Here is a 13393-nt window from a genome sequence, read left to right as displayed (position 1 = left end):
ACCCGCCCACCCCAGGGCCTAAGCATCTCTCTCCCCCTGGCTTGGCGGCACGGGCGAGCCTACGGGTGTCGGTGTTTTTCGGCGTTGGTTGCCTTCCCCCCCCCCCCCCCCCCCCCCCCCGAGCCTCTGGAACGCGAAACACCGGCCGGCGGACAGGCAGGCCCGCACGGCCGGTGAGCAACCCAGGTGAAGGTGTCTCAGTCGAGGGCGGCGTCGTCCAGGAGCGCCGACTCGGCGCCGAACTCGCGGAGTTCGTCGCGGATCACGGTGTAGGCCAGCCCCTGGGGATAGCCCTTGCGGGCGAGGATGCCCAGCAAGCGGCGGATCGCCGTCTGCTCGTCGACGTTGCCCAAGGAGCGCATGCGCTTCCGTACCAGCTCTCGGGCGCGCTGCTCCTCTGCCTCTCGGTCCACCTCGTCGGCGGCCTGGACGGCGATATCCCCATCGATTCCTTTGCGTTTCAGCTCGGCTACGAGGGCGTTCCGTGCCAGGCCCATGTTGGCATGGCGGGAACGAACCCACATCTCGGCGAACTCGGCGTCGTTGATGAGCCCTGCCTGGTCCAGCTTACCGAGCAGGGTCTCCGTCGTCTCCTCGTCGAAGCCCTTGCGCTTGAGGGCCTGACGCAGTTCGTCCGTGGAGCGCGGGCGCGCGGCCAGGAGATCGAAGCAGATCTCCTTGGCCTTCTTCCTCCGCTCGTCCGGCGGCAGCTCCGCCGGATCCACTTTGGGCGCACGCATCTGGCTATCACTCCTCAGAAGTCCACAACGAATCGGCACCCGAGCCCTGGAGGCCAGGGGGCTGCCCCTTGGTGGGGACCCGGGGGCCGACCCCCGGAAGGCACGGCGAAGGGATCAGGGCGAGCGCTCTCCGCGAGCACACTCACCTAGATCCCGTAACTCCCCCTAGAAGTCGACCGGCGCGGGGGCGGCTTCGGCGTCGACAACGGCACCGATGCCGAGCTTCTCCTTGATGCGCTTCTCGACCTCGTTGGCGATGTCCGGGTTCTCGAGCAGGAACTTGCGCGCGTTCTCCTTGCCCTGCCCCAGCTGGTCGCCCTCGTAGGTGTACCAGGCGCCGGACTTGCGCAGGATGCCCTGGTCGACACCCATGTCGATCAGCGAGCCCTCGCGGGAGATGCCCTTCCCGTACAGGATGTCGAACTCGGCCTGCTTGAAGGGCGGCGCGACCTTGTTCTTCACGACCTTGACCCGGGTGCGGTTGCCGACGGGCTCGCCGCCGTCCTTCAGCGTCTCGATCCGGCGGACGTCCAGACGGACCGACGCGTAGAACTTCAGCGCCTTACCACCGGTCGTGGTCTCCGGGGAGCCGAACATGACGCCGATCTTCTCGCGCAGCTGGTTGATGAAGATCGCGGTGGTGCCGGAATTGCTCATCGCACCGGTCATCTTCCGCAGCGCCTGGCTCATCAACCGGGCCTGGAGACCGACGTGGCTGTCACCCATCTCGCCCTCGATCTCGGCGCGCGGCACGAGCGCGGCGACCGAGTCGATGACCAGGATGTCGAGCGCGCCGGAGCGGATCAGCATGTCCGCGATCTCGAGCGCCTGCTCACCGGTATCCGGCTGGGAGACCAGCAGCGCGTCGGTGTCGACGCCGAGCTTCTGGGCGTAATCCGGGTCCAGCGCGTGCTCCGCGTCGATGAACGCGGCGATGCCGCCGTTCCGCTGCGCGTTGGCGACCGCGTGCAGCGCGACGGTGGTCTTACCGGAGGACTCCGGACCGTAGATCTCGATGACCCGGCCGCGGGGCAGGCCACCGATCCCGAGCGCGACGTCGAGCGCGATGGCACCGGTGGGGATGACCTCGATCGGCACACGGCCCTCTTCACCGAGGCGCATGACCGAGCCCTTGCCGTACTGCTTGTCGATCTGGGCGAGGGCCAGTTCGAGCGCCTTGTCCTTGTCGGGTGCTGCTGGTGCCATGGAGTCCACCTCGTTGGTTGAGCCGATAAGGCTTGTTTCGGTTCTGAGCTGTCGGGTCCGACGCTACGGGCGACCACCGACAATTCCAGGCCTCGCGCCCAAGCTGTGGATCGCTGACCCCGTTGTGGACAACACCATAGACGAACGTGTGTTCGAGACCTTGGCCGACACGCCGTCGCGCTGAAGTTCTCGCCCTTCGCCGAGGTCAGCGCCGCTCCGGCGGGACCTCGAAGGTCTCGCAGACCGCGCGCCAGACGTCTTTGGCCGAGGTTCCCGCGTCGAGGGCCTGTTCGACTGTCCGGCCCCCGAGCTCGCCGAAGACGTGATCCCTGGAGAGGGTTTCCGCACGTCCCGGACCGAATTCGTCGGCCATCAGCCGCCGGAAGACCGTGATACGCATCAAGTGAAGTCTAGCCCCGCCTCGGACACGAAACGCGCGAAGGCCCCCTTCCCTCGGCTGAGCTCCGCGAAGGCCGAGGTGGCTTGGATGTGGGGCTCGATGCCGGCCAGGACGTCCCCGATGTGGCATTGGGGACGCTCAGCGCCGCCAACGCCACATCGGGGACACCGAACGAGCCACCTAACTCCTCCGCGTGAAGAGCGGGGATCACTCGCCCGGCTGAACGCTCTTTTCGAAGTAATCGGCCAGTTCGCCGGGCGTCGGGTTCTGTCCTTCGGCCGGGACCTGGTAGATGAAACCGACCAGCGGCCGGTCGGTCACGGTGAACACCAGTACCGCGGCGTTCCGCCCGGCGGCCGAGGAGTACTGGCCTTCCAGGGCGTTGCCCACCCATTTGGCCTCGGTGCGGTCCCCACCGGCCGATTTGAGCAGTCCGTCGGTGTAGGCCTTGAGCTTGTCCGCGGAGTCGCTCTGCAGATAGGTCACCTGGGTGCCGGCGCGGCCCGGGGCGGAGCAGGTCGACGTCACACCGAGGTCCTCCGCCGGTTTCGCCGGCCCGTTGCCCATGCCGGGCTTGCAGTCACCGGTGTCGGCGATCTTCCCGGCGAGCTGGCGCAGGCAGCCGGTGAGGCCCTTGTCGTCGGCCGCGCCGGGCACCTTGCACTCCTCGGCGGTGTAGGTCGTCACCGACGAGGACGTCAGGAAGTAGGTGAGCCCGGCGGCGATCAGCACGACGACGGCCACGATGGCGCCGATGACGAGCGGCTTCTTCTTGCTCGCGGGCGCCTTGTCCCCGGTGGTCTGCCCGGACAGCGAGTACGTCGGGAAGTTCGCCGGCGCGGGCTGCTGCACCTGCTGCGGGCCGCTGTTCGGGTAGCCCGACTGCGGGAAACCGCCGGACTGGCCGGGGCCGGACTGGTAACCGGGGATCGACGCGACCTGCTGCGGTGGCGCGTACGGACCCGAAACGCCGGGGTGCGCACCGGTTCCCGCCGCGACCTGACCTTCGACACCCTGCGTACGCGAGCTGATGCCGTCGGAAGCGACGTGCTGGGCGCCGAGCGCGACCGCGGTCTCCGGCTGGTCGAGGCTGCCGGGGACGACGCCGAGCTTCTCCGCGATCAGGCTGCCGACCAGCGGGAGACGGCTCGAACCGCCGACGAGGTAGATGCCGGCGAGCCGGTCCGGGGTCATCCCCGCCGAGCGGACGACGCGCGCCACCAGCTCGACACTGCGCAGCATCGACGGCCGCACCAGCGCCTCGAGTTCGCCTCGCGTGACGAGGACGTCCTCGAACGGCTCCGGCATCGGGACCTCGGTCTGCGGGTGCCGCGAGAGGGCTTCCTTCGCCGCCTTCACGTCCTCCTGCAGCGCGCGTCGCGTACGACGGTCCGGAGTGGACTCGGGCCGCAGGACCCGCTGCCAGCGCTGGGGGTCCTTGTGCGAGACCTCACGGCCGACGTGCACCAGCAGCGCCTGGTCGACGTCGAGGCCACCGAGGTCGGGAAGGCCGTCCTCGGCGACGACGGTGAAGCCGCCGTTCGGGGTCGCGCCGACGATCGCGACGTCGAAGGTGCCCGCGCCGAGGTCGTACACGGCAAGTGCCTGGCCGGGCGCGAGCGTCTTGCCGGGGAACGACGCGAAATGCGCCGCCGCGGCGACCGGCTCGGGGACGAGCACCAGGTTGCCGCCCATTCCGGCGAGCCGGGCGGCGGACAACAGCACGTTGCGGCGCGTCTGGCCCCACTGCGCGGGGTGGGTGAGCCGGACCTCGTCGGGCAGTTCGCCACCGAGCTGGCGGGTGGTCTCGTCGAGGACGCGGCGCAGGATCGCGGCCAGCACCTCGGTGACCGGGATGACGTCGGTGCCGAGCAGGAGCGTCTGCTCGTCGATACGGCGTTTGGGGTTGGGTTCGAAGCGGGTCGGGTCGAGCCGGGCCCGGCGTTCGGCGTCCCGGCCGACCATGATCGTGCCGTCCTCGGTGGCGAACACCGCGGACGGCATGTTGGCCGAACCGTCGACCTCGACCACCCGCGGCGGCCTCCCGTGCGCCGAAAGGACGGCCACGGTGTTGGACGTCCCGAGGTCCACCGACAGGATCCGCACAGCACTTACCCCTTCACAGACGAACGGCGACCGCCCCAGCTCTGATCCGGTCGCGCTGGCCGTGATGCTCCCATGAGCGAGGTCACCGTAAGTGCGGAACCCGCCGAACTCGTCCCCGACCGGGCCGTCTCGAAGGGCTCCGTGTCTGTTGGTGAACCCGCATCCGCGATCGACGTCGGCAGGACGCAGCCTGGTCATCGAGGTAAAGCTGATCTTCTCGGGCGCCCTGCCACCGCGATAGCGGGGCCTTCGGCCGTGGCGGGTTCACACGTTCGGTCCTGTTGACAGGTCCATCTCAGCTCCGCCGATCAGGGCTCGGAGCGAAACTGTCGGTGGTCCGGCGCACTATGGAGGGCGTGGCAGACGTACTCGACCTCTTCTCCCCCGCGACCAGGGACTGGTTCACCGGGGCCTTCGCCGCGCCCACCCGCGCGCAGGAAGGGGCGTGGCGTGCCGCGTATGCGAAGGAACATGCGCTGGTCGTGGCCCCCACGGGCTCCGGTAAGACGCTCTCGGCGTTCCTCTGGGCACTGGACAGGCTCTCGGTCGAGCCGCCGCCGTCCGAGCCGCGGAAACGCTGCCGCGTCCTCTACGTCTCGCCGCTGAAGGCGCTGGCGGTCGATGTTCAGCGCAACCTGAGGGCCCCGCTGGCCGGCATCTCGCAGGCGTCGCGGCGGCTGGGGCTGCCGGTGCCGGACATCGAGGTCGGCATGCGAACGGGCGACACCACCGCCGCCGAGCGGCGCTCGTTCGGCAAGACACCGCCGGACGTGCTGGTCACCACACCGGAGTCGCTGTTCCTCATCCTCACTTCCTCCGCGCGTGACTCACTGCGCGGTGTGGAGACGGTGATCATCGACGAGGTGCACGCGGTCGCCGGCGGCAAACGCGGTGCGCATCTGGCGTTGTCACTGGAGCGGCTCGACGCCCTTCTGGAGAAGCCCGCCCAGCGGATCGGGTTGTCGGCGACGGTCCGGCCGATCGACGAGGTCGCCTCGTTCCTGGCGGGCGGCAGACCGGTCACCATCGTCCAGCCGAAGCTCGCGAAGACGATCGAGGTCCGCGTCGAGGTCCCTGTCGAGGACATGTCCAATCTCGACGGTCCTCGAGGGCCGAAGCAGAACGAAGACCTCGACGCTGGCCTCGCCCGGCTCCCCGGCTCGCTCGAGGACATCGACGGCGCACCGCGGCGGCCGTCGATCTGGCCCGCGGTGGAGGAGCGGGTCCTCGAACTGATCCAGGCGCACCGGTCGACGATCGTGTTCGCCAACTCGCGGCGGCTCACCGAGCGGATGACCGCGCGGCTCAACGAACTCGTGGCGGAACAGTCCGAACTGGAGCCGGATCAGCGGTATCCGGCCGAGGCGATCGGCCAGTCCGGGCTCACCACCGGCGCGGCGCCGGTGATCGCGCGGGCGCACCACGGCTCGATGTCGCGCGAGCAGCGCACCCACGTCGAAGAGGAGCTCAAGACCGGCCGTCTCGCCTGTGTCGTGGCGACGTCGTCCTTGGAACTGGGCATCGACATGGGCGCGGTCGATCTCGTCGTGCAGATCGAGGCGCCGCCGACGGTCGCTTCGGGGCTGCAACGGGTCGGCCGGGCCGGGCACCAGGTCGGCGCGGTCTCCAGCGGGGTGATGTTCCCGAAGTTCCGGGGCGACCTCGTCTCCTGCGCCGTGGTCGCGGAACGGATGGCGTCCGGGGCGATCGAGGCGGTGCGGTACCCGCGGAACCCGCTCGACGTGCTCGCGCAGCAGATCGTGGCGATGGTGGCGCTCGAATCGTGGACCGTCGACGAGGTGGCGGCGCTCGCCCGCCGCGCGGCGCCGTTCGCGTCGCTGCCGGACGACGCGCTGATGGCGGTGCTCGACATGCTCGCCGGCCGGTACCCCAGCGAGGAGTTCGGGGAGCTGCGCGCCCGGATCACCTGGGACAGGGTCAGCGGCGAACTGCACGGCCGTCCGGGTTCGCAGCGGCTGGCGGTCACCTCCGGCGGCACGATCCCCGATCGCGGCCTGTTCACCGTGATGACCCCGGGCGCCGACGACAAACCCGGGTCGCGGGTGGGCGAGCTCGACGAGGAAATGGTCTACGAATCCCGCGTCGGGGACACGATCCTGCTCGGCACCTCTTCCTGGCGGGTCACCGACATCACCCATGACCGCGTGCTCGTGGTGCCCGCGCCGGGTGAGCCCGCGCGGATGCCGTTCTGGAAGGGCGACGCCCCCGGTCGCCCGCTGGAACTGGGGCGGGCGCTGGGCGCGTTCGTCCGCGAACTGTCCACTTCGGAGCCTTCGGTGGCCAGGGAGCGCGCTGCCGTCGCCGGACTGGATGAGTACGCGTGCGACAACCTGCTGGCCTATCTGGAAGAACAGAAGTCCGCCACGCGGCATGTGCCGAACGACAAGACCGTGCTGCTGGAACGCTTCCGCGACGAACTCGGTGACTGGCGGGTCATCCTGCACTCGCCGTTCGGTGCTCAGGTCAACGCGCCGTGGGCGCTCGCGATCGCGGCCCGGCTGCGGGAGAACCGCGGGGTCGACGCCCAGGTGGCGCATTCCGACGACGGCATCGTGCTGCGGCTGCCGGAGGCGTTGGACGCCGAGGGCTCGGAAATCACCATCGGCGTCGACGACGTGCTGCTCGATCCGGAGGAGGTCGAGCAGCTGATCGTCGCCGAGGTCGGCGGTTCGGCGGTGTTCGCCGCACGGTTCCGGGAATGCGCGGCGCGGTCGCTGCTGCTTCCCCGCCGGGATCCGCGCCGCCGCACGCCGCTGTGGCAGCAGCGGCAGCGCGCGTCGCAGCTGCTTTCGGTCGCGGCCAAGTACGAGCGGTTCCCCGTCGTGCTGGAGGCGATGCGGGAAGTCCTGCAGGACGTGTACGACGTCGGCGGGCTGCGCGAACTGATGGCCGACGTCCGGTCGCGGAAGGTCAAGCTGGTCGAGGTCGAGACGCCGTCGGCGTCCCCGTTCGCGCGCAGCCTGCTCTTCGGCTACGTCGGGATGTTCCTGTACGAGACCGACGCCCCGCTCGCGGAACGGCGCGCGGCGGCGCTGGCGCTGGATTCGACGCTGCTGGCCGAACTGCTCGGCACCGAGGCGATCCGGGAGCTGCTGGACGCCGAGGTCGTCGCCGAAGTCGAGCGTTCACTGCAACGGCTCGATCCCGACAGGCACGCCCGCAACGCCGAGGAAGCCGCGGATCTGTTGCGGTTCCTCGGGGATCTCTCGATCGAGGAAGCCGCCGCGCGCGGCATCCAGCGGGACTGGCTGGCGGAACTGGAAGCCGCGCGGCGGGTGCTCCGGGTCCGCATCGGCGGCGGCGAACGCTTCATCGCCATCGAGGACGCGGGCCGGGTGCGGGACGCGCTGGGCACCGCGCTACCGGTCGGCGTGCCGGAGGCGTTCACCGAACCGGTCGACGATCCGGTCGGCGACCTGCTGTCGCGCTATTCGCGCAGCCGCGGCCCGTTCAGCGCCCGCCAGGCCGCCGAAAGGTTCGGACTCGGCGCTGCCGTGGTCACGGGTGTGCTGGACAGGCTGACCGCGCAAGGCAGGCTGGTCCGGGGCGAGCTGAGCCCGATCGGGCATCCGGAGACCCACGGCGTCGGAATGGAGTTCTGCGACGCGTCGGTGCTGCGCAGGCTCAGGCGGGCGTCGCTGGCCCGGCTGCGGGCCGAGGTGGAACCGGTCGAACCGGCGGCGCTGGGCCGGTTCCTGCCGTCGTGGCACGGCATCGGCGCGCGTGTGCGGTCGGCGCCGACGGCGGACGACGTGCTGTCCGTGGTCGAGCAGCTGGCCGGTGCCCCGCTCCCGGCGAGCGCCGTCGAGTCACTGATCCTGCCGAGCAGGCTGCCCGGTTACACCCCTTCGCTGCTGGACGAACTCACCACGGCGGGCGAGGTCACCTGGTGCGGCTGCGGTTCCCTGTCCGGCGGGGACGGTTGGCTGGCGCTCGCGCCGGCGGACGTCGCCGATCTGCTGCTGCCCGACCTCGACGACGATCTGCCCTCCGGGCCGTTGCACCAGGCGATCCTGTCCACTTTGGAGGGTGGGGCGCAGTTCTTCCGCCAGCTCGTGGACCGGGCGTCGCCGTTGGTCGAAACCCCGCCCAACGACGGCGAAGTCGTTGCCGCACTGTGGGACCTCGTGTGGGCCGGACTGGTCACCGGGGACACACTGGGCCCGTTGCGGGCGCAGGTCTCCGGTTCCGGCGCGGCGCACAAGCCACGACGGCAAGCTCCTCGTGGCCGGTACGCGCGGCTTCGGGCCGGACGACCGGCGATGCCTTCGCGCACCGGTCCCCCGACGGTCGCGGGGCGCTGGGCGCTCACCCCGGACCGCGCACCGGATCCGACCAGACGCGCGCTCGCCCGGACGGAGGCGTTCCTGGAACGGCACGGCGTCCTCACCAGGGGTGCGCTCGACACCGAGCGGGTGACGGGCGGATTTTCCGGGATCTACAAGGTTTTGCGCGGAATGGAGGATTCGGGCCAGGTCGTCCGCGGTTACGTGGTCGAGGGGCTCGGCGCGGCGCAGTTCGCGGCGAAGGGCGCGGTCGACAGGCTGCGCGCGCAATCCGGGAACCAGCGCACCACCACGGAGGGCGCCGTCGTACTCGCCGCCGCCGACCCGGCCCAGCCCTACGGCGCCGCGTTGCCGTGGCCTGCCGCGACAGGCGACCCGAAGCACCGTCCGGCACGGAAGGCGGGCGCGCTGGCGGTGCTCGTGGACGGCGTCCCGGCGATGTACGTCGAACGCGGCGGCCGGTCGCTGCTGAGTTTCACCGAGGACCAGGAGACGTTGCGGGCGGCCGCGCGCGCACTGTCCACGGCGGTGCGGGAAGGCTGGCTGGGTCAGCTCGCGGTGCAGAAGGCCGACGGCGAAGTGGCACTCACCTCGGAGCTTTCCACCGTGCTCCAGGAGGCGGGATTCCGGGCGACTCCCAAGGGGTTGCGCCTGCGGGCCTAGAATCGCGGCTCAGACCTGCGGAGAAGGACGTTCGAACATGGTGATGCGCGACCTGCGCTACTTCGGGGATCCCGTGCTCAAGACCGTATGCGACCCGGTCAAGACATTCGACAAGAAGATCGAGTCGCTGGTGACCGATCTCATGGACGGGGTGAGACCGGCCGGACGCGCTGGGCTCGCGGCGCCGCAGATCGGGGTCGGCCTGCGGGTGTTCAGCTACGACGTCGACGGGCTGAGCGGATACGTGATCAACCCCGAGATCGTCGAACTGTCCGAAGAGACGCATGAGATCGGCGAGGGCTGTCTGTCCGTGCCGGAACTGTGGTTCCCGGTCGTCCGCGCGAAGCGCGCGGTGGTGCGAGGTGTCGACCTGCGCAACAATCCCATCGAGGTCGAAGGCGTCGAAGTGCTCGCCCAGTGCCTGCAGCACGAGATCGACCACCTCGACGGCAAGCTCTACCTGGATCGGCTCGCCCCCGAACGCAAGAAGCGCGCACTGGGCGAGGCCCGCGGCAAAGACTGGTTCTGGAACCGCTGACCTCCCGCATTTCGTCCTCTGAACGCGGTGGTCGGGAGTGCGAACTACCGCATCCAGAGGACTAAACGCGGGGGTGGGGAAGCGTGAGGCGCAGGGTGCCGGAGTCGCCGGGGGCACGTTCGGGGCGGAGCCCCGCGCGGGCGGCGGTGCGATAGAGGGAATCGTCGCCGGGTAGGCAGACGGCGGCGAGTTCGCGCACTCCCTTGGCGGCGGCGAGGACGGCGAGCCTGGTCAGCAGGGCGGTGCCGATGCCTTGGTGCTGCCAGGAATCCTCGACCAGGAGCGAGACTTCGGCCGCGCCGGTGTCGGCCGACGGGATCAGTTGCCCGAAACCGATCACGTCACGGCCGCAGACCGCGAGCAGGCTGCTCCCCCGCGGCGGCATCAGGAGCCGGTGCAGCCAGCGGCGCGGCACGGCGCGCATCCCTGTGTGGTAGCGATGGAAAAGCGTTGTCATCGAGCATCTCTGGTGCAGCGCCGACACCGCTTCCGCGTCACCGGGGACACCCGTGCGCAGGACGATCGCGGCGCCGTCGGCCCGGTCGAGCACGACCGGACCGGTCACGTTGTCGCGGACGGCGGTCATCAGCCCGGTCAGTGCGACGGCGCGGCTCAGCTCCAGTTCGACGAACGGCGACCACCGGCGGCGCGCGACGAACGCGGTGCCGTCCCCCGCCGGGAACACCGCCCGGTGCCCGCCCTCCGTGCGGGCCGGGTTCGCCTCGATCGACGGGACCTTCGTGACGACGTCGGCCGCGAGGACACCGCGAAGGACCTCCGCGAGGCCACTGGGCTCCTCGACGGCTCTCTTGGCCGCAGTGAACGTCGCGGTGGCCGGATCGACCAGTTCGGCCAGATCCGCGTCGATGACGGCGGAGCATTCGCATCCTTCGTCGCGGATCGCGTCGACGAGCAGCTGCCGCGGCAGACCGGTGGCCGGCCGCAGGACGATCTCGTCGAGCACGCCGCCGGGCACCGGAAGCACCGACAGCCCGAGGATGTTGCACTCGAGGTCGGCCAGCCGGATCGCGATCCTGGCCAGGGTGCCCGGCCGGTCGTCCACGCGGATCCGGACCCGCCAAGCCGACGCGGTCGTTGTCTCTTCACCGGGGTGGATCTGGACGGGCCGGATTCGATAGGTCTCCATGACCTCCACGGTCCCGGCCGGATGTTGCCTGCCCACGGCGCGGGTGTTTCGCTCAGGTCAGCGTTCGACGCCCTCGCGCAACCCCGGCGAAACAACTAGCGGGGGGTGAGCACGCTGAACTCGTTGCCCTCCGGATCCACCATGGCCACGGCACCTTGTATCGCCGAACCCTGCCCTGTCGCGCCGAGCTCCCGCAGGCGCCGGACTTCGGCCGCCCGGCTTTTGCCTCGCCTTGGCGCGATCTCGAACCGCAGCCGGTTCCTGTGCCTCTTCGCCTCTTTTGTGGCGAGGAACTCGACCCACGGGCCGCGGCCGCCCGGTGGCCGCAGACCCACGACCGTTCCCTCACGGACGCCGATCTCCCAGCCCAGGGCGGCTGCCCAGAACTGCGCGAGCCGCTCCGGGTCGAGGGCGTCGGTGACGACCGAGGCGATCGCGCCGGCGCTCTCGTACTGTTCGCGCGGTTCGAGGACGCAGAACTCGTTGCCCTCGGGGTCCGCGAGCACCACCCACGGCACCCGCTTCTCCTCCGGCGGGCCCTGGCCGATGTCGATGTGCCGTGCGCCGAGGGACAGCGCACGGTCCACCAGTTCGGTCTGGTGGCCGGGCGAACGGCTCGCCAGATCCAGGTGCAGCCGGTTCTTGCCCCGTTTGCGGACCGCCTCGGAGCGGAACGCCGGTTGAAACGGGGCGTCCCAGCTGAACAGCCCTTCCCAGAAACCCGCCAGATCTCTGGGAAGGGCCGAGTCGAAGACCAGGTTCACCAGCTGTGCTGCCACACCTGAGAATCTAGACGGCACCACCGACACTTCCGAGTCTTGTAGGTGAACCCGCGTCCGCGATCGCGGACGCGGGTTCACGCGTTCGGTCGCTTTCAGGCACATCTTCGGCTCCGCCGACTGGCGCTGACCGGTTTGGCTTCCCCACCGACCGGTCATCGGGTCGCGAGCCGCAGAAGGGCCCAAAGTTGTCCCGCCATGTCCTGATCTCCGCTGACCGTCACCGCCATCGGACCCGCCCGGCCCCAGAGCCAGCGGTAGATCTTGTCCGGATGCCCGGTGATCAGATCGTCCGCGCGCTGGGCCTCCTCGGCCGAGCATCGCCAGGCGACCGTCTCCGTGGGCCCGGCTCTGGCGATCCAGTGGTGGCCCGCGGTGCGCACGCCGACCGATCCGGTCTTGGTGCCGGACAGACCCAGCAACGGCAGCCGCTGGCCGAACCAGAGCACCAGCGCCTCGTCGATCCCGTCGAGTGCCAGGTCTTCGGGGAGCACCGACACTTCCCGGCCGGCGGCGCTCTCCGCGTCGATCCGGTGGATCGTCGTCTCGTGCGCCATCCGCCGCCGCCAGAACCCGTAGCTGCGGTCCGCCGGCCACCAGGTCGGCGCCAGTTCCTCCGGGTCGTGCGCGGACAGTTCGGCGACGAGTTCGTCCCGGCCCTCGCGGAAGTACTCCTCCAGCGACTGCGTGGGCCCCGGTTTGCGCTGCCAGTGCTCGGGACGCCGTCCGTCGATGATCCAGCGGCGGGTGACCCGGTACACGCTGCCCACGTGCCGGAGGACCTCACCGAGTGTCCAGCCGGGGCAGGTCGGGACCGGCGCGTCGGCGGACGCGGTGTGCGCCACCTGAGCCATCAGCTCGGTTTCGGCGCCGATCACCTCCAGGAACCTGCCCTGGTCGATCATGGCCTGCCCGGCCATCGGGCACCCCCTCTCCATGGCGACTCAGGCCACATGCGCCGAATCACCCATCGGCAGCCCGTGCACCACCCGTCGGACGAGTTCCAGGAACACCGTGGCGGCCCGCGTCAGCTCGTCCGCCAGTTCGACGGTGACCTTGCCGGTGATCCCCGCCTGCGCGGCGGCCCGCGTCGCGGAGTTGGCCGCGAAGAACGCCGCCCACTCCTTCAATTCGGGCGCGACGGAGTCGAGCAGCACCCAGCCGCTCGCCGGCCGGGCACGGCCCCGGTGCGGACGGCCGCGAGCCTCCAGTACCGCCGCTGCGCCCCGCAGCGCGGCGAGATACGCCCCGATGAACCGCTCCGCGGGATCGTTTTCCCGCTCTGCCTCGGCGAGACCCCGCCTCGCCTGTGCGTACAAGGAGACCGCCGCGGGTGGTGCCGGCGGGCGCAACGACATCGGCAGGGCGGGCTGCGCGGTGCCCCCCGGCCTCTCGGCTTCGTCAGGGGACACGACCGAAACGGACATGACGACCCTCCTCCTGTACGTGAGCGCCGGCCGGTGCCCGGCGCCGAGGCGCTTCCCCCGCCCCCGCGCCGGGCACCTAC

10 protein-coding genes are annotated in these 13393 nt (G+C 70.4%); 2 read left to right on the top strand and 8 right to left on the bottom strand.

What is annotated here, in order from left to right; translation table 11 throughout:
- Positions 1-197: 197 nt before the first annotated feature.
- The 4 genes from ACZ6DT_RS29810 to ACZ6DT_RS29795 form a co-directional block, all read right to left on the bottom strand.
- The gene (locus ACZ6DT_RS29810; protein ID WP_465601717.1) at positions 198-725 is read right to left on the bottom strand and encodes a regulatory protein RecX; all 528 of its coding nucleotides are present in this window, start codon (positions 723-725) and stop codon (positions 198-200) included.
- Positions 726-905: 180 nt separating this feature from the next.
- On the bottom strand, positions 906-1946 hold the full coding sequence (gene recA, locus ACZ6DT_RS29805; RefSeq protein WP_101606377.1) for a recombinase RecA: 1041 nt from the start codon (positions 1944-1946) through the stop codon (positions 906-908).
- A 205-nt stretch (positions 1947-2151) separates the two neighbouring features.
- Positions 2152-2346, bottom strand: a complete 195-nt coding sequence (locus ACZ6DT_RS29800; RefSeq protein ID WP_465601483.1) for a DUF3046 domain-containing protein — start codon at positions 2344-2346, stop codon at positions 2152-2154.
- Positions 2347-2553: 207 nt separating this feature from the next.
- Complete coding sequence (locus tag ACZ6DT_RS29795) at positions 2554-4452, bottom strand: Hsp70 family protein (protein WP_465601480.1); 1899 nt, start codon at positions 4450-4452, stop codon at positions 2554-2556.
- 347 nt (positions 4453-4799) lie between these two features.
- Here ACZ6DT_RS29795 and ACZ6DT_RS29790 point away from each other — a divergent pair, with 347 nt between their 5' ends.
- Both ACZ6DT_RS29790 and def read left to right on the top strand, forming a co-directional pair.
- Positions 4800-9422, top strand: a complete 4623-nt coding sequence (locus tag ACZ6DT_RS29790) for an ATP-dependent helicase (protein ID WP_465601714.1) — start codon at positions 4800-4802, stop codon at positions 9420-9422.
- A gap of 37 nt (positions 9423-9459) precedes the next feature.
- A complete protein-coding gene (gene def / locus ACZ6DT_RS29785) occupies positions 9460-9960 on the top strand; it encodes a peptide deformylase (RefSeq protein WP_465601477.1) in 501 nt (166 codons plus the stop codon).
- Positions 9961-10021: 61 nt separating this feature from the next.
- Here def and ACZ6DT_RS29780 read toward each other — a convergent pair whose 3' ends face one another.
- The 4 genes from ACZ6DT_RS29780 to ACZ6DT_RS29765 form a co-directional block, all read right to left on the bottom strand.
- Positions 10022-11107, bottom strand: a complete 1086-nt coding sequence (locus ACZ6DT_RS29780) for a GNAT family N-acetyltransferase (protein ID WP_465601475.1) — start codon at positions 11105-11107, stop codon at positions 10022-10024.
- Positions 11108-11202: 95 nt separating this feature from the next.
- Positions 11203-11886, bottom strand: a complete 684-nt coding sequence (locus ACZ6DT_RS29775; protein ID WP_465601472.1) for a VOC family protein — start codon at positions 11884-11886, stop codon at positions 11203-11205.
- Between the two features lie 155 nt (positions 11887-12041).
- Positions 12042-12806, bottom strand: coding sequence for a maleylpyruvate isomerase family mycothiol-dependent enzyme (locus tag ACZ6DT_RS29770; protein ID WP_465601469.1), 765 nt, complete (start codon positions 12804-12806; stop codon positions 12042-12044).
- 24 nt (positions 12807-12830) lie between these two features.
- On the bottom strand, positions 12831-13313 hold the full coding sequence (locus ACZ6DT_RS29765; RefSeq protein ID WP_007029300.1) for an SAV_6107 family HEPN domain-containing protein: 483 nt from the start codon (positions 13311-13313) through the stop codon (positions 12831-12833).
- Positions 13314-13393 lie beyond the last annotated feature (80 nt).

Source organism: Amycolatopsis sp. NPDC041971, from assembly GCF_055588925.1.
Note: the sequence above shows the minus strand (reverse complement) of the source record. Positions and strands in the feature narration are given on the sequence as shown.

Excerpts from the sequence above, each read along its gene's own strand:
- recA (WP_101606377.1), bottom strand. The coding sequence starts at position 1,946 with ATGGCACCAGCAGCACCCGACAAGGACAAGGCGCTCGAACTGGCCCTC.
- ACZ6DT_RS29800 (WP_465601483.1), bottom strand. The coding sequence starts at position 2,346 with ATGCGTATCACGGTCTTCCGGCGGCTGATGGCCGACGAATTCGGTCCG.
- ACZ6DT_RS29790 (WP_465601714.1), top strand. The coding sequence starts at position 4,800 with ATGGAGGGCGTGGCAGACGTACTCGACCTCTTCTCCCCCGCGACCAGG.
- def (WP_465601477.1), top strand. The coding sequence starts at position 9,460 with ATGGTGATGCGCGACCTGCGCTACTTCGGGGATCCCGTGCTCAAGACC.
- ACZ6DT_RS29780 (WP_465601475.1), bottom strand. The coding sequence starts at position 11,107 with ATGGAGACCTATCGAATCCGGCCCGTCCAGATCCACCCCGGTGAAGAG.
- ACZ6DT_RS29770 (WP_465601469.1), bottom strand. The coding sequence starts at position 12,806 with ATGGCCGGGCAGGCCATGATCGACCAGGGCAGGTTCCTGGAGGTGATC.
- ACZ6DT_RS29765 (WP_007029300.1), bottom strand. The coding sequence starts at position 13,313 with ATGTCCGTTTCGGTCGTGTCCCCTGACGAAGCCGAGAGGCCGGGGGGC.